Here is a 20,941-nt window from a genome sequence, read left to right as displayed (position 1 = left end):
CGCCTTTCCTCCCGATCTCCGGGTGGTCTGAGCGGGCCGTACGTCTTTCCGCCGGTTCCATCCTCATTCGGTGCATGCGTACGGGTACCTCGGCCGACCGCGCTCTCGCCCCGTTCCGCGAGCGCGGGCCCGCGCCCCCGACTGCAGCAGACCGCGGCCCCGTTCCGGATGCGACCGGTATCGCAACTACCCACGAAGGGGCGATTGGTTCGTGACTCGGCTGTTCGGTACCGATGGAGTACGTGGGGTCGCGGGTCGCGACCTCACCGCCGCATTCGCGTTGGAACTGTCCGTCGCCGCCGCACGGGTGCTGCCCGGCGAGCACGGCGATCACAGGCGTCCTAAGGCGGTCGTTGGCCGCGACACCCGGGCCTCGGGCGAGTTCCTGGAGGCGGCCGTCGCCGCAGGGCTGGCCAGTGCCGGCGTGGACGTCGTCCGGCTGGGCGTGCTGCCCACCCCCGCTGTCGCCTATCTCACCGCCGAACTGGACGCCGACTTCGGCGTCATGCTCTCGGCCAGCCACAACCCGGCTCCCGACAACGGGATCAAGTTCTTCGGGCGCGGCGGCCAGAAGCTCCCCGACGCCGTCGAGGACAGGATCGAGGCCGCGCTGAAGGAGCCGTCCGAGGGGGCCGTGGGCGCCTCCGTCGGCCGGGTGGCCGACGCCGTCGACGACGGGGCCGATCGCTACATCCGGCACGTCGTGGGCACGATCCCGCACCGCCTCGACGGTCTCCGCGTCGTGGTGGACTGTGCCAAGGGCGCCGCCGCCGCGGTGGCTCCCGAGGCGCTGCGGCGCGCGGGCGCCGAGGTCGTCGCCATCCACGACGACCCCGACGGCCTGAACATCAACGAGGGGTGCGGCTCCACCCACCTGGACGCGCTGCGCGACGCCGTCCGCGAGCACGGGGCCGACGTCGGCATCGCCCACGACGGCGACGCCGACCGCTGCCTGGCGGTGGCCGCCGACGGCTCGGTGGTCGACGGCGACCAGATCATGGGCATTCTCGCGCTGGAACTGCACGAGGCCGGTCGGCTGTCCAAGGAGACCCTGGTGGTCACGGTCATGTCCAACCTCGGACTGAAGCTGGCCATGCGCGAGGCGGGGATCACCGTGGTGGAGACCCCCGTGGGCGACCGCTACGTGCTGGAGACCATTCGCGAGGGCGGGTACTCGCTGGGCGGCGAGCAGTCCGGCCACGTGGTGCTCACCGACCACGCCACCACCGGCGACGGCCTGTTGACCGCGCTGCACCTGCTGTGCGCGATGAGCCGGCGCGGCCTGGCGCTGAACGAGCTGGCCAAGGTGATGACCCGGCTGCCGCAGGTGCTGATCAACGTGCGCGGTGTGGACAAGACCCGGGCGAAGTCCTCGGCGGCTCTGGCCGAGGCGGTGAGCGCCGCCGAGACCGAGCTCGGCGACACCGGTCGCGTGCTGATCCGCCCCAGCGGAACCGAGCCGATGGTCCGCGTCATGGTCGAGGCCGCCGCCGAGCCCCACGCCCGCGAGGTCGCCGAGCGCCTCGCCGGAGTCGTGCGCGAGGACCTGGTGATCGGCTAGCCGGGTGTGACGCCCGGCGGGGGAGCCGGCCCCGCCCCGGCGAAACGCAGTGCCCGGCACCGCGGTGCAGACGAGCACAGAGGGCGGCACGCGCGCGCGTGCCGCCCTCTGCTTCGTCCGCTGGAGTCGGAGGTCGGGCCGCCGGTGCGACGAAGCGCTCCGACGGCGGGTTCACTCCGCCGACGAGCGCGGTACGCCGGGGGCGGCCGCCGCGGCGTCGGGCGCGGTGTCGTGGGCGCCCACCGGAACCACCAGCGGGGTGCCCGAGACGGGATCGGGGATGACAGCGCACCGCAGGCCGAACACCTCGTTGAGCAGGCCGGGGGTCAGCACCTCTTCCGCCGCGCCCGTCGCACGCACCTTCCCTTCGCACATCGCGACGAGGCGGTGGGCGTAGCGGGCGGCCAGGTTGAGATCGTGGAGCACCATGACGACGGTGCGCCCGTGCCGCTCGTTGAGTTCGCGCACCAGGTCCAGAACCTCGATCTGATGGGCGAGGTCGAGGAAGGTCGTGGGCTCGTCCAGCAGGAGCAGGTCCGTCTCCTGCGCCAGGGCCATGGAGATCCACGCGCGCTGGCGCTGCCCGCCTGAGAGCTGCTCCAGGGTGCGGTCGGCGCAGTCCAGCATCCCCGTCAGCCGCAGCGCGTGGGAGACCGCCGCTCTATCGGCCGAGGACCACTGCCGGTACCAGCTCTGGTGCGGATGCCGGCCGCGCGCTACCAGGTCGGCGACGGCCAGTCCCGGCGGTGCCTGCGGCGACTGCGGCAGCACCGCGACGGTGCGGGCGACCTCGCGCGGGGGAACCGATCGGATCGGGTGGCCGTCCAGCATGATCCGACCCGCGCCGGGACGCAGCAGCCGCCCCAGCGCACGCAGGAGCGTGGACTTTCCGCATCCGTTGGGGCCGATGATGGCGGTGACCTCGCGATCGGCTACGGCGAAGTCCAGGTCCCGGGAGACGACGGTGTCGCCGTAGCCCAGTGTGACCTGCTCGGCGCTCAGCCGAGCGGACTCGGCGGGGGCGGCGGGATCGGGGGTCAAAGCCGGGCCTCCCGGTGGCGAAGGACGATGAGGTACATCAGATAGGGCGCGCCCAGCACGGCGGTGAACACGCCGACGGGCAGCTGGAGGGGTGCGAACAGCCCTGCCGCGAGCTGATCGGCGACCAGGGTCAGCGCACCGCCCATCAGCATCGCGGTGAACGGCGGCGGCTGCGCGCAGCGGCACAGCCGCATGGCGATCTGGGGGGCGGCCAGGGCCACGAAGTTGATGGGCCCCGAGGCCGCGGTGGCCACGCACACGAGCAGAGCGGAGAGCACCAGCAGCACCAGCCGCGCGGCGCCCACCCGCACACCCAGCCCGAGGGCGGCGTCGTCGCCCAGCCCCAGTGCCCCGAGCGTACGGCCGGCCCCCAGCGCGAGGGGTATCAGCACCGCCAGCGCGACGGCGGCGGTTCCGGCGCGGTCCCAGTCGGCCGCGTGCAGGCTGCCGGTGACCCAGGTCTGGGCGCGCGCCGCGCTCTGCAGATCGGTCCAGGTCATGAGCCAGTAGACGAGGTTCGCGCACGTCAGCGAGACCGCGATGCCTACGAGCAGCAGCCGGTTGCTGTGCACGCCGGAGCGCCAGGAGAGGCCGAAGACCACCACGGCCGTGGCGAGACCGCCGACGATCGCGCCCGCGGGTACGCCGAACCGGGCCGCGGCCCCGCTCACGCCGCCCGCGCTGCCGCCGAACACGATCACGGTGACGGCGCCGATGGCCGCGCCCCAGCCGATACCCAGGGTGTCGGGACTGGCCAGCGGGTTGCGGGCGAGGGACTGCAGAAGGGCGCCGGAGAGCCCCAGCGCGGCGCCCACCAGCGCGCCCGTCGCCGCCCGCGGCATGCGCAGTTCCAGGACGATGAAGCGCTGGCCGGGGTCGCCCGCGCCGAGCAGTACCGCCGCCGTGTCGGCCAGGCCCACGCTGGAGGAGTCGAAGGCCACCAGAGCCCGCAGGAACGCGGCCGCCAGCAGCACGGCCACCGCCAGGCACACCAGCACGGTGCGGGGGCGCCAGGGCCACGTCGCCGGACCGATGCGCAGCACGGGCCGGTCCAGCGCTGCGCCCGGCGATGTCTCGGGTGCGGGGGAGGGGGGAGCGGAGGCGCTCAAAGTTCGATCAGCCTCCTGCGGCGGACGAGCGCGACGAAGAAGGGGCCGCCCAGCACGGCGAGCACGATACCCACCTCCACCTCGCCGGAGCCGCGCAGCACGCGCCCGGTCACGTCGGCGGCCAGCACGAGCGAGGCGCCGCACAGCGCCGCGTAGGGGACGAGCCATCGGTGGTCGGGTCCGGTGACGGCCCGGGCTGCGTGCGGGGCGACCAGGCCGACGAACCCGATCGGTCCGGCGGCGGCCACGGCGCCGCCCGCGAGCAGCGCGATGGCGGCGACGCCGGACGCCCGCACGAGCCGCACCCGGTGCCCGAGGGAGGTGGCCACGTCGTCGCCCAGTGCCAGGGCGTTCATGCCCCGTGTGCCGAGCAGGGCCAGCACCAGCCCGGCGGCGACGAAGGGCAGGATCTGGGCGGTCACGCCCTCGGGCCGGCCGCTGAGCGAGCCGATGCGCCAGAACCGGTAGACCTCCAGGCTGCTTTCGTCCAGGAGCACGACCGCCGAGGCGATGGCGCTGAGCAGGGCGCTCATCGCGGCACCGGCCAGCAGGAGGGTCACCGGAGTGGGGCCGCGCGAGCCGCCGGATGCGACGGCGAACACGGCGACGCTGGCGGCCAGCGCGCCGCCGATCGCGAACCAGACGTAGCTGGAGACGTCGCTGAGCCCGAGCAGGAAGACGCTGAAGACCACGGCGCACGCCGCACCGTAGGCCACGCCCAGCAGGCTCGGGTCGGCGATGGGGTTGCGGGTGTGGCTCTGCATGAGCACCCCGGCGACCCCCAGCGCGATGCCGACGACAGCACCCAGCAGGGTGCGGGGCAGGCGCAGCGCGTGCACGATCGTGCTGGCCTCGCCGCCGTCGGGTGTCAAGAGGCTGCGCCAGACTTCGGCGGGGGCGATGCCGCGCGCGCCCACTGCGACGCTCAGCACCGCGCACACGGCCAGTACGGCCAGCAGCAGGGCCAGACCCGCAAGGCGGCGCGGCAGCCGCGGTCCGGCGTCTGCAGGCGCTGCCTCCTCGGCGCCCTGCGGCGGGGCGGTCGCGCTCGTCGTCACCGCGGCAACCCTCTCCTTCGCAGGTGGACCGGTCGTCGGCCCTGGACAAACCAGCGTAAAACTCGCATACTCCCAGTTTCACGACATTGTCGTGTGTTAGGCAAGACGAACCTAATCTAACGTGAACAGCAAAGGGAACCTGATGGCGCCTACCGCCTGCCTGCGCACCCGTGCGCGGACGCTCGCCACCGCCTCCGCGGCCGCCGTGCTGGTCCTGCTCACCGCTTGCGGCGCAGACACCGGCGGAGCCGACGACGCCTCCGGAGACTCCGGCGGCTCCGGCGGCTTCCCCGTCACCGTCGAGCACGCCATGGGCGAGACGAAGATCGAGTCGGCGCCCGAGACCGTCGTCGTGCTCGACACCAGCTACCTCGACTCCGCGATCGGACTCGAGATGGACGTCATCGGCCGCACCGCCTACTCCGACGGCGAGGGACTGCGCGACTACCTCGGCGAGCAGGGTCGCACCCATGCCGGCGACGCCGAGGTCGTGGGGTCCCTGGAGTCGCCCGACCTCGCCAAGATCGCCGAGCTGCAGCCCGACCTGATCCTCTCGGCCAAGGTCCGCCACGAGGACGTCTACGACCAGCTCGCCAAGATCGCCCCGACCGTCTTCTCCGAGACCACCGGCGCCACCTGGAAGCAGAACCACATGCTGGTCGGCGAGGCCGTGGGCAAGCGGGACACGGCCGAGAGCCAGATCGCCGACTTCGAGGAGCGGGCCGCGGACCTGGGGAAGGCCGTCGCCGAGAAGAACGGCGGCGAGGCTCCGACCATGACGCTGGCCCGCTTCGCCGGCGAGCCGACCGTGCGCCTCTACGGCCCTGACTCCTTCCCCGGGATCGTCCAGAAGGACGTGGGCCTGCCGCGTCCCGAAGACGCGCCCATGCCCGAGGAGGGCGCCATCGCCGCCAACCTGAGCCCGGAGCGGATCCTCGACCTCGAAGCCGACCACATCATGGTCTCCACGTGGGACGACGGCAGCGGAGAGTCCGCGGAGAAGGCCGAGAAGTTCACCGGGAACCCGCTGTGGGGCCAGCTCGAGGGCGAGAAGCACACCGTCGCCGACGAGGTGTGGCTGTCCTCGGTGAGCCTTCAGGGCGCCCACACCGTGCTCGACGACATGGCCGACATCTTCGGGGTGGAGGCGCCGCGGTAGAGCCGCGCTCCCGCACGGGGACGCCCCCGGCTACCGCACGCGGGCCCCTCGCCCCGGCCGCTGCGCGCATCCGCGCTCCGCGGGCCGGGAGGCCCGCGTGCGGTGCCGGACCGGCCGTGCTGCTCGACCGCCCGGCTACTCGACCGTCACGCTCTTGGCGAGGTTGCGCGGCTGGTCGACGTCGTTGCCCTTGGCCAGCGCCAGCTCGCAGGCGAACACCTGCATCGGGATCGACGAGATGATCGGCTGCAGCAGGGTCGGCACCGCCGGGATGCCGATCAGCTCGTCGGCGTAGGGCCGCACGCTCTCGTCGCCCTCCTCGGCGATGACGATGGTGCGGGCGCCGCGGGCACGGATCTCCTGGATGTTGGAGACGATCTTGTCGTGCAGCACCCCGCGCCCTTCGGGCGAGGGCACCACAACGACCACCGGCAGGCCGTCCTCGATCAGCGCGATCGGCCCGTGCTTGAGCTCGCCGGCGGCGAAGGCCTCGGCGTGCATGTAGGCCAGTTCCTTGAGCTTGAGCGCGCCCTCCAGCGCCACCGGATAGCCCACGTGGCGGCCGAGGAAGAGCACGGTCCCGGCGCCGGACAGCGAACGGGCCAGTTCGCGCACCGGGCCGACAGTGCCCAGCACCTTCTGGACCTGCTCGGGCATTCGGGCCAGCTGCGCGATGACGGCGTTGACCTCGTCGCCGAACTTGGTGTTGCGCACCTGGGCGAGATAGAGCCCGATCAGGTAGCAGGCCACCAGCTGGGTGAGGAACGTCTTGGTGGCCGCGACACCCACCTCCGGTCCGGCGTGGGTGTAGAGCACGCCGTCGGACTCGCGCGGGATCGTGGAGCCGTTGACGTTGCAGATGGCCAGGACGCGGGCGCGCTGCTCGCGGGCGTAGCGCACCGCCATCAGCGTGTCCATGCTCTCGCCCGACTGCGAGATGGCGATCACCATCGTCTGCCGGTTGAGGATGGGATCGCGGTAGCGGAACTCGCTGGCGACCTCGACCTCACACGGGACGCGGCACCAGTGCTCGATCGCGTACTTGGCGATCAGCCCCGCGTGGTAGGAGGTGCCGCAGGCGATGATGACGATCTTCTCGATCTCGCGCAGCTCGGAGGGGGCCAGCCGCATCTCGTCCAGGGTGAGCGTCCCGTCGACCCCGACGCGGCCCAGGAGGGTGTCGGCGACGGCCTGCGGCTGCTCGACGATCTCCTTGAGCATGAAGTACTCGTAGCCGCCCTTCTCGGCGGCCGAGGCGTCCCAGTCGACGTGGTACTCGCGCACCGGGGCGAGGTTGCCGTCGTAGTCGGTGACGGTCACCGAGTCGCGGCGCAGCTCCACCACCTGGTCCTGGCCCAGCTCCACGGCGTCGCGGGTGTGGGCGATGAAGGCGGCGACGTCGCTGGCGAGGAAGTTCTCGCCGTCGCCGCGGCCGACGACGAGCGGCGAGTTGCGGCGGGCGGCGACCACCATGTCGGGATCGCCCGCGTACATCGCCACGAGCGTGAAGGCGCCGTCCAGGCGGCGGCAGACCGCGCGCATGGCCGCGGCCAGGTCCTCGTCCTGCGCCTTGACCTCCTCGCCGAGCAGGTGGGCGACCACCTCGGTGTCGGTCTCGGAGGTGAACTTGCAGCCGCGCTCCTCCAGCTCCAGGCGCAGCGCGGCGAAGTTCTCGATGATGCCGTTGTGGATGACGGCCACCCGGTTGTCGTTGTCGACATGGGGGTGGGCGTTGACGTCGTTGGGTGCGCCGTGGGTGGCCCAGCGGGTGTGCCCGATGCCGATGCCGTCGGCCGAACGCGGGGTCTCGGCCAGGGCCGCCTTCAGGTTGGCGAGCTTTCCGGCGCGCTTCTCGGTCTCCATCCGGCCGTCGGCCAGTACGGCGACACCCGCGGAGTCGTATCCGCGGTACTCCAGCCTTTTGAGGCCGTCGACCACCACCTCAAGCGCCGGTTGCGGCCCGACGTAGCCAACGATTCCGCACATGGGGGCCAGCGTAAGCGATGGGCGGGCCGCGGCCGACCATCCACGCCCCATACCATTAAGCGTTTACGCAGGTAACGGTATAGACCATTTGGTGACCGCGATAAGACCGCGCACGTCAGAGGGTCGCTGGCCGCACAAGGCGCTGCCGCCGAGGCGCTCTTGGGGCCGCAGAAGAATCTCCGCACATGTCCGATGTCGGCCGTGTCGCTCGTCCCGCGTGGTTAAGCGGCGGTTAAAGATCGCTCCATGACCGCGCATCCCCCCGTGTCCCTCGCCGCCCCTGAGGCGGCCGCCGCACAGTGTCGGGAGTCGTTGGCCGGCCGATCCGACGGGGGCGACATGCACAAGGCGGCACCTGGTAGACCGGCGCGCGCCGCCAGGACGATGGCGATGATCGTGCTGCGGGCCGGCGGGAGCCGCTCCGCCGCAGTACCCGGGGACTAGCGTCCTCGCCTGATCGTCCGGTGGTGGTGGGGGGAAACGGCATCCCGCACCACCACCGGGCCCTTTCCAGCGGCGGTTCGATGCGTTCTCCAGGGGGAGCGCGCATCAGGGCGGGCCCTCTCCTCTAGTGTGGGCAGGCGTGGCTTCGACGAAGAACGGCTTTTCAACGCCGTATGTGGAACTCGACCGGCCGGCGTGGGCGGCACTGCGCGACACGACACCGCTCCCGCTGACCGAGGACGACCTCGAAGCCGTGCGGGGAACGACCGACCCCACGTCGCTGGACGAGGTACGCGACATCTACCTGCCGCTCTCGCGGCTGCTGAACCTGTACGTCAGCGCGACCCGGCAACGGCACGCGGCGGTGCGCGACTTCCTCGGCGAGGGCGACCAGCCGGTGCCCTTCATCATCGGCGTGGCCGGCAGCGTCGCCGTGGGCAAGTCGACGACCGCCCGGCTGCTGCGCACCCTGCTGGCCCAGTGGCCCGACCATCCCAACGTCGAGCTGGTCAGCACCGACAACTTCCTCCACTCCAACGCGGTCCTGCAGGAACGCGGGATCATGAACCGCAAGGGGTTCCCCGAGAGCTACGACCGGCGTGCCCTCGTACGGTTCGTGTCGGAGATGAAGGCAGGCGCGCCGCGGATGGACATCCCGGTGTACTCGCACCTGGCCTACGACCTCCTCCCCGGTGAGACGCAGACCGTGCAGCGGCCCGACATACTCGTCCTCGAAGGGATCAACGTGCTCCAGCCGCCGCTGCCGGGACGGCTGGCGGTGGCCGACTTCTTCGACTTCTCGATCTACGTCGACGCCAAGCCCGAGCACATCCGCTCCTGGTACCTGGACCGCTTCCAGGAGTTGCGGCGCACCGCCTTCTCCGACCCGCGCTCCTACTTCCACGCGATGGCCAGCGAGCTCGACGAGGAGCAGGCCGTCGAGTTCGCCACGGGCGTGTGGCGCAGCATCAACGAGGTCAACCTGGTCGAGAACATCCTGCCCACGCGCGGGCGGGCGACGCTGGTGCTGCACAAGGGCGCCGACCACGCCATCCGCCGTGTGCGGCTGCGCAAGACCTGAGCCGGACGCCTCCAGGCCCGCGCTGCGGTGCGGACCGGGCCGACCCGGTCGGCCCGGTCGGGGTCAGGCCGGTTCGGAGCGGGCGCTCCTGCGGTGGCCGGTCGTCGCCGAGCACGCCGCGAAGGGGCCGTGGGGGGAGCGCAGCCGCTCCAGCACGGGGTCGAGATGCTCGCGGTGCCACACGGCCGGACCCGAGGGGCCCGAGACCCGGGTGTCGGACAGCTCCTGATACGCCAGCCGCAGCGCGTGCAGTCGACCGACCGCCGCGTGGTGCTCCCACCACACGGGGCACCAGGCCGCGCGTCCGCCTCCGTCGCTCTTCAGCTCGTCGCCCGTACCCACATACACGGGTACGAGGAACTCGTTCACCCAGGTGACCAAGTCCGCAAGCTCGCCCTTGTAGGCCTCGCGCGACATGTTGAAGATGAAGGGGGTCGCCTCGGCGGCCTCGTCCTGTTCGGGTTCGCGGTCCGGAGCCGCGGCGAGTTCGGTGAGCTGTGTCTGCAACCTGATGACGTCCGCGCCGAGCCGGTGCATGGCGTTCTGCAGGTGCGCCACGTGCTCGAACAGTCCGTCGTGGGTCAGCCCGTCTTCGGTGGCGATGCGGTCGTCTGTGGAGGTCATGCGGCAAGTCCCGTGGCTGCTGTGCGTGTCCGGGAGCGCCGTCCCGGTCGAGTGGTCACAAGTGGGTCGGTTGCCGACACCCGGATGCCGTGCACGCGGGCGTCCGGTGCGGTGGTGAGGGCTCTTCCAGACCGTATGCCACACCGGGCGCCCGCCGATCCGGCCGGGGCCGCGGTGATGCGCGCGGCGCTCGGCGGGAAGGGCGGGAGCGCGCGGGGATCCCGAACCCGTCCGTACCTCCCCGATCACCGATTCGACGAGATTCTCCCTGTTGGGGCGGTTCCCTCGGCGTGATCATCGGCCATAGGTTTGGCGCGACGGACCTACTGGTGCGGGTGCCGGGAGTGCGGGGGCCTCGGGACGGCCGGGCTGCGATTCGCGAAGGAAGCGCCATGGAGTACATCCTCGTACACGGAACCACGCAGTCTCCCCGGGGCTGGGACCGCCTCGCCGAGGCACTGGTCGCGCGCGGGCACCGGCCCGTCCCCGTCGACCTGCTCGCGGGCGGAACCGACCGCTCCGCCGAGGAGTATGCGGATCTCGTCGCCGAACAGGTGGCGGCGGCGACGGCGGAGGGGGCCGCGTCGCCGGCAGGAGAACCGGACGGCCGCGGCGTGGGCCGACGCGCGGACGACGGCGGGAACGGCCCGACCGTGGTGGTGCACTCGGGTGCGGGCGCCCTGGCGGCGGCGGTCGCCGCGCGCGTGGGGGCCGGCCGGGTGGTGTGGCTGGCGGCCTTCGTGCCGGACACCATCGGCGGGCGCAGCCTCCTCGACGAGATGCAGGCCTCGCCCGCGCAGATGTTCAACTCCGAGTGGACGCAGCTGGTCGCGCCGCCGACCCAGGATCCGGTGACGGCGGGCTACTTCCTCTTCCACGACGGCGACCTGGCGACCCTGCGCTGAGGGCTGGAGACCGTGCGACTGTTCCAGCCCGCCCGCGCCTTCGCCCAGGCGCCGCGCGCTCTGCCCCGCGGTGTGGTGTCGACCTATCTGCTCCCGCTGCGCGACCGCACCCTGCGCCCGCACTGGATGCGCGTGGCCGCGGAGGTCCGCCTCGACGTCAAGGCCGTGGAGGTCGACGCCGGCCACTGCCCCCACGTGTCGGCGCCGGAGGAGGTCGCCAGCATCATCGCGGAATGAGGGGCCGGACGCCCCTCCGCGGATGCTGCGACTCGCCGGAGCGCGTGGGTACCGACCGTCGGCGGCGGGCCGGGTGTCGCGGTCGGCGCCGATTGCGGCATGCTCGCAGTAGTGCCGATCCCGGCGCGGGATCCGGCGACGACGCGACGAGCGACGAGGAGGCCCCGGTGCGCAACGCACACGCGGTGGCGACGGTGCGCAAGGCCGAAAGCGCGTTGATGGCCCGATTGCCCGAGGGGGCGCTCATGCAGCGGGCCGCGGCGGGACTCGCGGCCGCGTGCTCGCGGGTGCTGCGGCGCACCTACGGGGCACGGGTGGTGCTGCTGGTGGGCAGCGGCGACAACGGCGGCGACGCGCTGTACGCGGGAACGCTCCTGGCCCGCCGCGGCGCCTCGGTGCGCGCGGTACTGGTCGGCTCACGCGTGCACGAGGGCGGAGCGGCTGCGCTGCGCTCGGCCGGCGGCCGCACGGTCGCAGCGCCCCGCGAGGCCGAGAGCGTCGGCGACTCCGAGGCCGCGGCCGAGATCGCCGCCGCCGACCTCCTCGTGGACGGGCTGGTAGGCATCGGCGGCAGCGGCGGCCTGCGCGAGCCCCACTCCGCCGTCGCCGCGCTGGCCGGCGCCGCCGAGGCGCCGACGGTCGCTGTCGACCTGCCCAGCGGCATCGACGCCGACACCGGCACCGTGGACGGTCCCGCCGTGCGCGCCGACGTCACCGTCACCTTCGGCACCCACAAACCCGGCCTCTTCGTCGACCCCGGCGCCGGGCACGCCGGCGTGGTGGAGTTCGTCGACATCGGGCTGGGCCCCGAGCTGCCGGGGCCGAGCCTGGAGTGCCTGCAGGCCGAGGACGTCGCCCGCCTGCTGCCGCACCCCACGGCCGAGTCCGACAAGTACCGGCGCGGCGTGCTCGGCATGGCGGTGGGTTCGGACCGCTACCGGGGTGCCGCGGTGCTGGCCGTGGGCGGGGCGATGCGCACCGGGGTGGGCATGGTCCGCTACGCGGGTGCCGAGGGCGTCGTCACCGAGGTGCTCAACCGCTGGCCGGAGACCGTGGCCTCGACCCTGGACCCGATGGACCCGCTCGGTTCGCTGCCCGGCCGGGTGGCCGCGTGGGTCGTCGGCCCGGGCCGCGGCCTGCACCCCATGGCCCAGGCGGAGCTGGAAGCCGTGCTGGCCACCCCGCAGCCGGTGCTCGCCGACGCCGACGCGGTCACGGTCGTGTCGAAGAAGCCCGAGCTGGTGCGCGAACGCTCGGCGCACACGCTGCTGACGCCGCACGCCGGCGAGCTGGCGCGGCTGCTGCCGGACACCGAGCGCGCGGACGTCGAGGGCGACCGGCTGTCCTCGGTGGCGCGCGCCGCCGACGAGTACGGGTGCACGGTCCTGCTGAAGGGGTCGACCACGGTCGTCGCGGAGCCGGGCCACCCCGCGGTCGCCAACCCCACCGGGAGTCCGCTGCTGGCCACCGCCGGCACCGGCGACGTGCTCGCGGGCGTCATCGGCGCGTTCCTCGCCGCCGGCCTTGCGCCGCGCGAGGCGGCGGCGGCCGGCGCCTACGTGCACGGCCTCGCCGCGCGGATCGCCCACGACGGCGCCGCGATCTCGGCCTCCGACCTCTTCGACGCCCTGCCCCTCGCCCTGGCCGAGATCGGCTGAGAGGGGCGCCGGGCGGCTACACCGCCTTGGCGCGGGCGAGTCCCAGGGCGGCCGTTTCGGCGACGAAGGTGTCTCCCGGGTTGCGGCTGTCCTGCAACAGGTCCAGCTCCTGCTCGCCGATCCAGCGGAACTCCGTGTGCTTGCCGGGCTCCAGGCGCGGCGCGGACAGGTCCCCGGCCACGCGCACGAGGTAGTCGGACTCGTGCCGCCGAACCCCGTCGTCGGGGGTCCACACCAGGTGGTCGAGCTCCGCGAGGATCGCGGTCAGCCGCCAGCCGGTCTCCTCGGCGATCTCGCGGGCGAGCGCCTCGGGCATCGACTCTCCCGGCTCGACGTGGCCGCCGACGAGGTCCCAGCAGCCGGGGAACAGCCGCCGGTCCGGTGAGCGGCGCTGTACGAAAACGTGCCCCCGGCCGTCGGTGATCACGGCGCCCGCTACCCACCGTGCGCCGTCCGCCGTGTCCGGGAAGCGGATACCCGGCGCCACACTGATTCGGTCCGACAACGCTGCGTCCCCCGTATCGACGATCCGTAGCTGCCATCGCCTGCCCGCGTGGGAGGCGTCTGCGGCGCGGCGGCCGCCGTGGGCGGCGGAGGCCGTCCCTGGCTTCACGGCAGGCAGTGGTGGTACACGTGAACAGTAAGTGATGGGGCCGACGCAAGGGACGGGGACAGCCGTGGCTCGAACGAAGGGCGCCGTACCCTCCTCCGGTCCGAGGGCGGGTGGCGGCAGGCTGCACCGGCTCGCTCAGGCGCCTCGGGCGCTCGGTCGATCGGCGGAGTCCGGCGGCGGGCGCCGGGGGTGGGTCACCGCGGTCGCCGCGGTGTCAGTGCTGCCGTGGGGGGTGTGGGCCCTCGTCCGGCTTACCGGAGCGGAGTCCGGATTCCCCGCTGTGGCGCTGATCGCGTTCACGCCCTACGTCGCGGCGACCTCCGTCCTTCCCGTCGCCCTGGCGCTGCTTGCGCGGCGCGGCTGGGTGGCGCTGGCGGCGGCCGCGACGGCCGTCGCCCTGGTGGGCTGCGTCCTTCCGCGAGGGCTGCCGGGCTCGGCGCCGGATGCGGGCGGTCCGCGGCTGACGGTGCTGTCGGCGAACGTCTACTTCGGCCTCGCCGACCCCGACGCTCTAGTGCGGCTGGTGCGCGAGCACGGGGTCGAGGTGCTCAGCCTGCAGGAGCTGACGCCGCAGTTCGACGACGCCCTCACCCGCTCGGGCCTGCGCTCCCACCTTCCCTACGGCGTCACGGACGCCGCCACGGGACCGGTCGGGGGAGCGGTCTACTCCGCGCACCCGGTCGACGAGATCGGGGGCACCGACCGCAGCGCCTACTTCGCGATGCCCCGCGCCCGTCTGCGGGTCCCGGACGCGATGCCGGTCGAGGTCGTCTCGACGCACGCCATGCCGCCGAGCGATGCCGCGGCCGTCCCCGCGTGGCGGGATTCCCTGCGGGAGCTGCCCGACGCCCGCCCGAACGGCCGCGTCCGCGTGCTCGCCGGCGACTTCAACGCGACCCTCGACCACGCCGTGTTCCGCTCCCTGCTGGACACCGGCTACAGCGACGCGGCCGCCGCCACGGGCTCCGGCTGGACCGCCACATGGCCCGTCGACCGCCCACTGCCCGGCACCGCGATCGACCACATCCTGGTCGACCACCGCGTGGCCGTGCACCGCACCTCGGTGCACACCGTCCCCAACACGGACCACCGCGCGGTCCTGGCCGAGCTGACCCTGCCGCGGGCGTGAGGAGGCCCGCCGCGGGCCCGGGTGCAGGTAGTCGGCCGGCGGCGGCGCGCGCTCGGGCCGGCGAGGGCGTTCGGGACGCGGCTCCGGGCGCCGACCCGACCGCGGGGACCGGACCGGCGGGCGGCGGGAGACGCGCGCCGTACCGGGCTCCCCCTTCCGCGGCCGGTACCGGTCACCGGACTCGCCCGTCCCGGCCTTCACACCCGCATCCCCGTCCAGGACGGCGGTCCGGGGGTACGGGCCGTGCGGCTCCCGCGATAGCGTAGGCGGTCGCCTTCGCCGACGCGTGCGGCCGAGGCGGATCCTCTCGACATACCCGGGCCCGGCGCCCTGACCGGCCGGGATACCGCCGTAGGGGGCTTATGGACGAGCAGGCCATGATCACCCGCGATCTCGTGCTGCGGCTATGCGCCAACGCGACCGAGTTCGACCAGGGGTGGATCGAGGCGGACGCCAAGATCGTCGTCCCCTTCACCGCGCCCCGGGATACAGCGCTGATCGAGCGCGTCGTCGCGGCGGGGCGCGCGCTGGGCGTGAAGCGGCTGCTGGTATGCCGTACCCGCGCGGAGTTCGCCTATGAACCGGTCACCGAGGTCGCCGCCGATGCCGGCAGCGTCGTGCACGTCATCCGCACGTGGGGCGACGAACCCACCGACGTGCTGGTGGCGGTCGAGGACTTCTCCGCGGCCGTGCTCGTCACCGCCACGACGCTGACCGTCGCGGTCGGGCCTCCGGATTTCCTGCGGCCGCTGGTCGGGCCCGACTTGGAGTCGGCCCGCACAGCGTTCGCCGACGAGGCGCGGGAGAGCCGCGACCCGGATCTGCTGCACGCCGCCCAGGCGTACGGCTGCCTGGAGCCCGGTGCCCGGCACGCCCGGAACCCGCGGGGACCGGGCCCCGACCTGGCCGAGCGGCTGTCGGTGCGCGCGCGGTCGATGCGCGAGAACGCCCCCGGTGGCGTCGCGGCTCTGCGCGCACTGCGGGGCGGCTGGGCGTGGGCGATGGTGGCCGTGCTGCTCGTGGCCCCCGTGTTCGTCCCCGCGACGGCCGCCGCGCTGCCCGTGACCGCGGGCATGCTCTGGCTGGTGGTGCAACTGGCGTGGCTGTCGCGCTCCCGCACGGTCGCCTTCTCCACGCTTGTGCGGATCCTGCTGCTGGGCGCGCTGCTGGTGTGGCCGCTGGCCGCGGTGGAGGACGCGCTGACCGCCGCGTCGGGGGCGGACCCGTGGGTCGCGCACACCTACATCGCGGCGTGGGTCGAGGAGGCGGGCAAGCTTCTGCCCCTGCTGCTGCTCATGCCGCCCGCACGGCGCCGGTTCCGCCGGCTGGCGGCAGTGGACTACCTGCTGCTCGCGGCGGCTTCAGGCGCCGGTTTCCAGGCTGCCGAAACCCTGCTGCGCGCGCTGCCCGCCGGCGGATCCGCGGCGCTGCCCCCTCCGGCTCCGGCCACCTTCCTGCCCGGCGCGGTCGTCGCGCCGGAGTTGGGTGTGCACTTCTCCGGGCACGGCGTGCTGACCGGCCTCGTCGGGGTCGCGCTGGGGCTCGCGATCGTCGGCCGACGGCTCTTCGGAAGGTGGCTGTGGCTGCTGCCGCTCGCCGCCTTCGCCCTGGCGGTGCTGCAGCACACGATGTTCAACGCCGCCGTCGCCGAGGCCGTGCTCGGCGCCCCGCTGGAGCCCCACCCCGCCACTGCCGTCCTGCACGGGCTCACCGGCGGAGGGGCGGCCGACCGGTGGCTGCTGCTGGTCCTGCTGGGGGCCGCCGTGCTGCTGGACTACCGCACCGCCCGGTGCGCCGCCGACGTGACGCCGCCGCTGCCCGGCCGCCCTCCGCTGGGCGGGTTGCGCCGTCGCGCCTATGGGCGGGCGATCCGGCTGGGTGTGCGGGTGCCCGGCGACATCGCGCCGCTGTTCCGCCGCGCGGCGCTGCTGTGGGCGCGGGCACCGCTGCGGCTCGCACTCACACTGTCCGAAACCGTGCACGAAGCGGCGGTGATGCTGGTCGCCGCGCGGCGCGGTCCCGCCGTCCTCGCCGCGGCGTGGCGGTTCCTGCGCGAGCGGCGCGCCTACGCGATGGGCGCGGCGCGCGCGGGGGAGCGGCCCTGGCGCCGGTTCCCCGCGCGCGAGGACCTGCGCGCGACCGCGGAAGGGCTCGACGCGTCCTTCTTCGGCGTCGCGGCCGCCGCGTCGGCGGCGGTGGCTGTGACCGCGGTACTCGCGGCGGGGTTCGCCGGGACGGGGCCGGCGGGCGGCGGCCACGCCGCCTACGCCGCCGAGGCGCTGCGCCAGGCCGCCGGATGGTACGAGGCGCTGCCGCCCTCGTCGCTGCCGTGGGTGTGGGCCTGGGGCGTCGCGCTGGCCACCCTGCCGGCGGCGGGGTGGTCGGTGCCTCGCGAGTACCCCGACGCGGGCGCCTTCCTGCGCGAGCCGTCGCGGATGGCGGGGCGGATACTGGGTGCGCTGGCGCCGGGCCAGGTGCCCTACGCGGTGGCGGGGCTGGCCGGGCTGCTGCTGCCGCGCGGGTCGGATCGGCTGCTGCGCCGCCGCTGAGGCCGGATCGGTACCGGGAGGGCGTCCCGCCGCCCGCGTGCTGCGGCGGGACGCACCGCGTCCAACCCGTATCCGCGCGGGTCAGTCTCCCTTGCCGTACCCCTTGTGCTCGTCGTGGCCGCGGTCGTCGCCGTGGTGGCCGTAGTAGCCGTCGTGACCGTGGTGGTCGTCGTGGCCGCGGTCGGCGGCCCGGTGGTCGCCGTGGTGGCCGTGGTACCCGTCATGGCCCTTGCCGGCAGTGTGCCGGTCCTGCTCGTCCTGCTCCCCCGGGAGCCCGAGCAGGCGGTCGTAGCCGTGGCCGGCGTCGGCGGTCTGCATGCTCGCCGAGTGCGCGTCCGAGTGGTAGCCGTCGTAGCCCTTCGCGTCGTCGGCCTGTGCGGCCCCGGCGCTGAAGAGTGCGATGGCGGCGCCCGCGGCGGCGGTCAGGGAGCCGGCGGCGACAGTGCGTTTCAAGGACACGGAGAATCCCCTCGTGTGCGATTCATTGGTTACTGACGGTGTTCACTGTAATGAGCGTGAGACGGCACCTCCAGTACCGCGAGGGCGCGCGGGCCGATCGGTGCGCCCGGCGTGAGTAGGGGTTTTACCTGCGGTTTCCCGTGGTCGTCCGCGGCGCGGGTGCCGCAGTGGACGGGCGCGGCGGCGTGGGGTCGCGCCGGACGCCCCGCGGTATCGGCTACGCCGGGTAGCAGCGGACCTCGGTCGCCTTCACACCCGCCCATACCTCGACGCCGCCGCCCAGCTCCAGCTCGGCCAGAGCTTCGGGGGTGATGTCGGCCAGCAGCGGGAAGTCGCCGTCCAGGTGAACCCGCACCTGGTCGCCGAACCGCTCCACACCGTCGATGCGCAGCCGCCACAGATTGCGCGGCGTGCCGTCGGGCCGCTCCCGGTACAAGGCGACGGAGCGCGGCGGGAACGCGACGAAGACCTCGCCTTCCCGGCGCTCGGACAGCGACACCTCCGCGTGCTCCCCCTGCGCCGCGCCCGCCACGGCCACGCGGGTGCCGCGGGCATGTCCCCGGTACAGATTGAGGCCCACCAGCCGCGCGACGTAGGCGGTGCGGGGATGCTGGGCGACCTCACCGGGCGGGCCCTCCTGCACGACTGCGCCCGCTTCGAGCACCGTGATCCGGTCGGCGAGCACCATCGCGTCGAGCGGGTCGTGGGTGACCAGCACCGTCGCGCAATCGAGGTCGGCGAGGCGGCGACGCAGCTCGGAGCGGACCGACGCGCGAGCGTGCACGTCCAGCGCGGCCAGCGGTTCGTCGAGCAGCAGCAGCCGGGGGCGCACCGCCAGCGCGCGCGCCAGCGCGACCCGCTGCGCCTGCCCGCCGGAGAGCGCACCCGGGCGCGCGTTCGCATACTCGGCCAGCCCCATCCGCTCCAGCAGCTCGGCGGCGCGGGCGCGCGCCTCGGCGCGGCCGGCGCCCTGGCAGCGGGGGCCGAAGGCGACGTTGTCCAGCGCGTCGAGGTGGCCGAAGAGCAGGTAGTCCTGGAACACCATGCCGACGGGGCGGCGCTCGGCCGGCATGGTGGTGATGTCCTCGCCGCCGAGCACGATCCGCCCGGCCGCCAGCGACTCCAGCCCGGCCAGCGCCCGCAGCGCGGTCGACTTGCCCGATCCGTTGGGTCCCAGCACCGCCACGACCTCGCCGGGGCGCGCCCGCAGCGCCGCGTCCAGCCGGAACGCGCCCCTGTCGAGCGCCAAGCGCGCGTCCAGTCCCGCCCCGGCGTCCTCGCCGCCGGTGGAACCCGTCTCCTGTTCCGTCACACCGCCCCCACCCACCGGTCGCGCAGCGCCACCAGGATCAACAGCGACACACCCAGCAGCACCAGGCTGAGCACGATCGCCGACTCCGGGCTCTCCTGCATGGCCAGATAGATCGCCAGCGGCATGGTCTGGGTGCGCCCGGGGAAGTTGCCGGCGAAGGTGATGGTGGCGCCGAACTCGCCCAGCGCCCGCGCCCAGGCCAGTACCGCCCCCGCGAGGACGCCGGGCCCCACCATCGGCAGGGTGACCCGCCGGAAGACGACGGCCCGCGACGCGCCGAGGGTGGCGGCGGCCTCCTCGTAGCGCCGGTCGGCGCCCCGCAGCGCACCTTCGACGCTGATGACCAGGAACGGCATCGCCACGAACACCTGCGCGATCACCACCGCGACCGGAGTGAACGGCAGGGTCAGGCCGAACCACTCGTCGAGGTGGCGCCCGAGGATCCCGCGCCTGCCCAGTGCCAGCAGCAGCGCGACACCGCCGACGACGGGCGGGATCACCAGCGGCACCGTCACCAGGGCGCGCGCCACGCGGCGGCCGGGGAACTCGGCGCGCGCCAGCAGCCAGGCCAGCGGCACCCCCAGCACCACCGCGACCGCGGTGGCGGCGGTGGCGGTGGTCAGCGACAGCCACAGCGCTCCGCGCACCTCGGGCAGCAGCAGCCTGGTGCCCAGCGTCGCCCACGGCGCGCGGGCCAGCAGTCCGGCGAACGGCAGGACGAGGAACGCCAGCCCGATCAGGGCGGGCACGACGAGCAGCCACGGGAACCGGCCCGCGCGCACGCGCAGGCGGCCCCCGGCCGCCTCAGACGGCGGTGAAGCCCGCGTCATCGAAGACCTCGGCGCTCTCGTCGGAGAGGACCAGCTCCATCCACGCGCGCGCCGGCCCGGTCTGCTCGGCGCCGGTAAGCACGGCGATGCTGTAGTCGTTGGCGGCCTGTTTCGCCTCGGGGAAGGCGATCCCCTCCGCCTCCCCGCTCGCGCGGACGTCGGTGCGGTAGACCAGCGCGGCGTCGACCTCGCCGAGCTCGGTCTTGGTCAGCGCCGCCTTGACGTCGCGCTCGCGCGAGACCGGTGTCACGTTCACGCCGGCGGCCCCGAGCGCTTCGGCCGCCGCCGCTCCGCAGGGCACCTCCTCGGCGCACAGGGCGACCTTGACGCCGGGATCGGACAGGTCGGACAGGGATTCGATGCCGGCCGGGTTGTCCGGGGGCACGGCGATGCGCAGGGTGTTGCGGACGAATACCGCGGGGTCCGTGGCGGTGCGGCCCCCGTCGGCGGCCGCCCGCATGGTGCGGCTGTCGGCCGAGGCGAACACGTCGGCGGGCGCGCCCTCGCCGATCTGGTTGGCCAGGTCCGAGCTGCCGGCGAAGTTGAACTCCACGCGGATGTCGGGGCGGTCCCGCTCGAAGCGCTCCCCGAGTTCCTCGAAGACCTCGGTCAGCGACGCCGCGGCGAACACGGTGAGGGTCCGCTGCGCCTGCGCACCGCCCGGCCCGCCGCCCTCCTCCACCGGCGCGCAGGCGGCGAGCGCCGCCAGCAGCAGTCCCGCCGCGGCGGCCGCGGCACGGCGCCTATCCATGGCGCTGTCCCCGCACCGGCTCGTTCTCGACGACGACGTGGGTCGACTTCACGATCGCGGCGGCCACCGATCCGACGTCCAACCCCAGCTCGTCGGCCGCTTCGCGGCTCATCAACGACACCACGCGGTGCGGCCCGGCCTGGATCTCGACCTGAGCCATCACCCCGTCGCGGCGGACCGCGGTCACCAGGCCGCGGAACCGGTTGCGCGCCGAGGACACCTGGCGCGCCGGATCGTCGGGGACATCGGCCCGCAGGAACGCGGCGAGGTCGGCGCCGTCGACGGTGCGGTGCCCGTGGGGGCCGCGTGCGGCGGGTAGCCGCCCGGAGTCGATCCAGCGGCGGACCGTGTCGCCGCTGACCCCCGCCAGGCCGGCTACCTCGCTGATCCGAAAAGTCTGCACGCCCTGGAATCTACACCTCGCAGATGCACAGG

Annotated in this window: 19 protein-coding genes; 8 read left to right on the top strand and 11 right to left on the bottom strand. The window is 73.9% G+C overall.

Going from position 1 to position 20,941, the window contains the following annotated elements:
• Nucleotides 1–211: 211 nt before the first annotated feature.
• The gene (glmM, locus tag LP52_RS16905) at nucleotides 212–1,561 is read left to right on the top strand and encodes a phosphoglucosamine mutase (protein ID WP_040274879.1); all 1,350 of its coding nucleotides are present in this window, start codon (nucleotides 212–214) and stop codon (nucleotides 1,559–1,561) included.
• Between the two features lie 171 nt (nucleotides 1,562–1,732).
• Here the strand turns inward: glmM and LP52_RS16900 are convergent, their stop codons facing one another.
• The 3 genes from LP52_RS16900 to LP52_RS16890 are packed head-to-tail and all read right to left on the bottom strand — an operon-like array spanning nucleotide 1,733 to nucleotide 4,769.
• Nucleotides 1,733–2,602: an ABC transporter ATP-binding protein gene (locus tag LP52_RS16900; protein ID WP_052809953.1), complete on the bottom strand. Its 870-nt coding sequence runs from the start codon at nucleotides 2,600–2,602 to the stop codon at nucleotides 1,733–1,735.
• Nucleotides 2,599–3,711 carry a FecCD family ABC transporter permease gene (locus tag LP52_RS16895; protein WP_040274878.1) on the bottom strand — a complete coding sequence of 371 codons (1,113 nt, stop codon included), beginning with the start codon at nucleotides 3,709–3,711 and terminating at the stop codon, nucleotides 2,599–2,601. Before LP52_RS16895 ends, LP52_RS16900 begins: the two co-directional genes overlap by 4 nt.
• On the bottom strand, nucleotides 3,708–4,769 hold the full coding sequence (locus LP52_RS16890) for a FecCD family ABC transporter permease (RefSeq protein ID WP_040274876.1): 1,062 nt from the start codon (nucleotides 4,767–4,769) through the stop codon (nucleotides 3,708–3,710). Before LP52_RS16890 ends, LP52_RS16895 begins: the two co-directional genes overlap by 4 nt.
• A 121-nt stretch (nucleotides 4,770–4,890) precedes the next feature.
• Here LP52_RS16890 and LP52_RS16885 point away from each other — a divergent pair, with 121 nt between their 5' ends.
• Nucleotides 4,891–5,928: an ABC transporter substrate-binding protein gene (locus tag LP52_RS16885; protein ID WP_394298208.1), complete on the top strand. Its 1,038-nt coding sequence runs from the start codon at nucleotides 4,891–4,893 to the stop codon at nucleotides 5,926–5,928.
• 135 nt (nucleotides 5,929–6,063) lie between these two features.
• Here the strand turns inward: LP52_RS16885 and glmS are convergent, their stop codons facing one another.
• The gene (gene glmS / locus LP52_RS16880) at nucleotides 6,064–7,914 is read right to left on the bottom strand and encodes a glutamine--fructose-6-phosphate transaminase (isomerizing) (protein ID WP_052809952.1); all 1,851 of its coding nucleotides are present in this window, start codon (nucleotides 7,912–7,914) and stop codon (nucleotides 6,064–6,066) included.
• Between the two features lie 619 nt (nucleotides 7,915–8,533).
• Here glmS and coaA point away from each other — a divergent pair.
• Nucleotides 8,534–9,439, top strand: a complete 906-nt coding sequence (gene coaA / locus LP52_RS16875) for a type I pantothenate kinase (protein ID WP_040274874.1) — start codon at nucleotides 8,534–8,536, stop codon at nucleotides 9,437–9,439.
• A gap of 63 nt (nucleotides 9,440–9,502) precedes the next feature.
• Here coaA and LP52_RS16870 read toward each other — a convergent pair whose 3' ends face one another.
• Nucleotides 9,503–10,063, bottom strand: a complete 561-nt coding sequence (locus LP52_RS16870) for a DUF4913 domain-containing protein (RefSeq protein ID WP_040274873.1) — start codon at nucleotides 10,061–10,063, stop codon at nucleotides 9,503–9,505.
• Between the two features lie 392 nt (nucleotides 10,064–10,455).
• On the opposite strand from LP52_RS16870, the gene LP52_RS16865 reads away from it, so the two are divergent.
• The 3 genes from LP52_RS16865 to LP52_RS16860 all read left to right on the top strand — a co-directional run bounded on the left by LP52_RS16865 (nucleotide 10,456) and on the right by LP52_RS16860 (nucleotide 12,863).
• Nucleotides 10,456–10,968, top strand: coding sequence for an alpha/beta fold hydrolase (locus LP52_RS16865; RefSeq protein WP_052809951.1), 513 nt, complete (start codon nucleotides 10,456–10,458; stop codon nucleotides 10,966–10,968).
• Between the two features lie 12 nt (nucleotides 10,969–10,980).
• Nucleotides 10,981–11,205: an alpha/beta fold hydrolase gene (locus tag LP52_RS28060; RefSeq protein ID WP_052809950.1), complete on the top strand. Its 225-nt coding sequence runs from the start codon at nucleotides 10,981–10,983 to the stop codon at nucleotides 11,203–11,205.
• A 167-nt stretch (nucleotides 11,206–11,372) separates the two neighbouring features.
• Complete coding sequence (locus tag LP52_RS16860) at nucleotides 11,373–12,863, top strand: bifunctional ADP-dependent NAD(P)H-hydrate dehydratase/NAD(P)H-hydrate epimerase (protein ID WP_040274871.1); 1,491 nt, start codon at nucleotides 11,373–11,375, stop codon at nucleotides 12,861–12,863.
• Nucleotides 12,864–12,879: 16 nt separating this feature from the next.
• Here the strand turns inward: LP52_RS16860 and LP52_RS16855 are convergent, their stop codons facing one another.
• On the bottom strand, nucleotides 12,880–13,350 hold the full coding sequence (locus LP52_RS16855) for an NUDIX hydrolase (RefSeq protein WP_040274869.1): 471 nt from the start codon (nucleotides 13,348–13,350) through the stop codon (nucleotides 12,880–12,882).
• Between the two features lie 190 nt (nucleotides 13,351–13,540).
• Here LP52_RS16855 and LP52_RS16850 point away from each other — a divergent pair, with 190 nt between their 5' ends.
• On the top strand, nucleotides 13,541–14,605 hold the full coding sequence (locus LP52_RS16850) for an endonuclease/exonuclease/phosphatase family protein (RefSeq protein ID WP_238580956.1): 1,065 nt from the start codon (nucleotides 13,541–13,543) through the stop codon (nucleotides 14,603–14,605).
• Between the two features lie 362 nt (nucleotides 14,606–14,967).
• On the top strand, nucleotides 14,968–17,154 hold the full coding sequence (locus LP52_RS16845) for a PrsW family glutamic-type intramembrane protease (protein ID WP_040274866.1): 2,187 nt from the start codon (nucleotides 14,968–14,970) through the stop codon (nucleotides 17,152–17,154).
• Nucleotides 17,155–17,235: 81 nt separating this feature from the next.
• Here LP52_RS16845 and LP52_RS16840 read toward each other — a convergent pair whose 3' ends face one another.
• The 5 genes from LP52_RS16840 to LP52_RS16820 form a co-directional block, all read right to left on the bottom strand.
• Nucleotides 17,236–17,613 (bottom strand): hypothetical protein, encoded by a 378-nt coding sequence (locus tag LP52_RS16840; protein ID WP_157036361.1) that lies wholly within the window; start codon nucleotides 17,611–17,613, stop codon nucleotides 17,236–17,238.
• Nucleotides 17,614–17,830: 217 nt separating this feature from the next.
• Complete coding sequence (locus LP52_RS16835) at nucleotides 17,831–18,925, bottom strand: ABC transporter ATP-binding protein (RefSeq protein WP_040274863.1); 1,095 nt, start codon at nucleotides 18,923–18,925, stop codon at nucleotides 17,831–17,833.
• Entirely contained in the window at nucleotides 18,922–19,755 is an 834-nt protein-coding gene (locus LP52_RS16830) for an ABC transporter permease (RefSeq protein WP_052809948.1), read from the bottom strand. The genes LP52_RS16835 and LP52_RS16830 overlap by 4 nt, the downstream gene beginning before the upstream one ends.
• Nucleotides 19,730–20,506, bottom strand: a complete 777-nt coding sequence (modA, locus tag LP52_RS16825; RefSeq protein WP_040274861.1) for a molybdate ABC transporter substrate-binding protein — start codon at nucleotides 20,504–20,506, stop codon at nucleotides 19,730–19,732. The genes LP52_RS16830 and modA overlap by 26 nt, the downstream gene beginning before the upstream one ends.
• Entirely contained in the window at nucleotides 20,499–20,909 is a 411-nt protein-coding gene (locus LP52_RS16820; RefSeq protein WP_040274860.1) for a TOBE domain-containing protein, read from the bottom strand. Before LP52_RS16820 ends, modA begins: the two co-directional genes overlap by 8 nt.
• Between the last annotated feature and the right edge of the window lie 32 nt (nucleotides 20,910–20,941).

The sequence above is a fragment of the Streptomonospora alba genome, from assembly GCF_000826685.1.
Taxonomy (GTDB): Bacteria; Actinomycetota; Actinomycetes; order Streptosporangiales; family Streptosporangiaceae; genus Streptomonospora; species Streptomonospora alba.
This window is presented reverse-complemented; position numbering and strand designations above follow the sequence as displayed.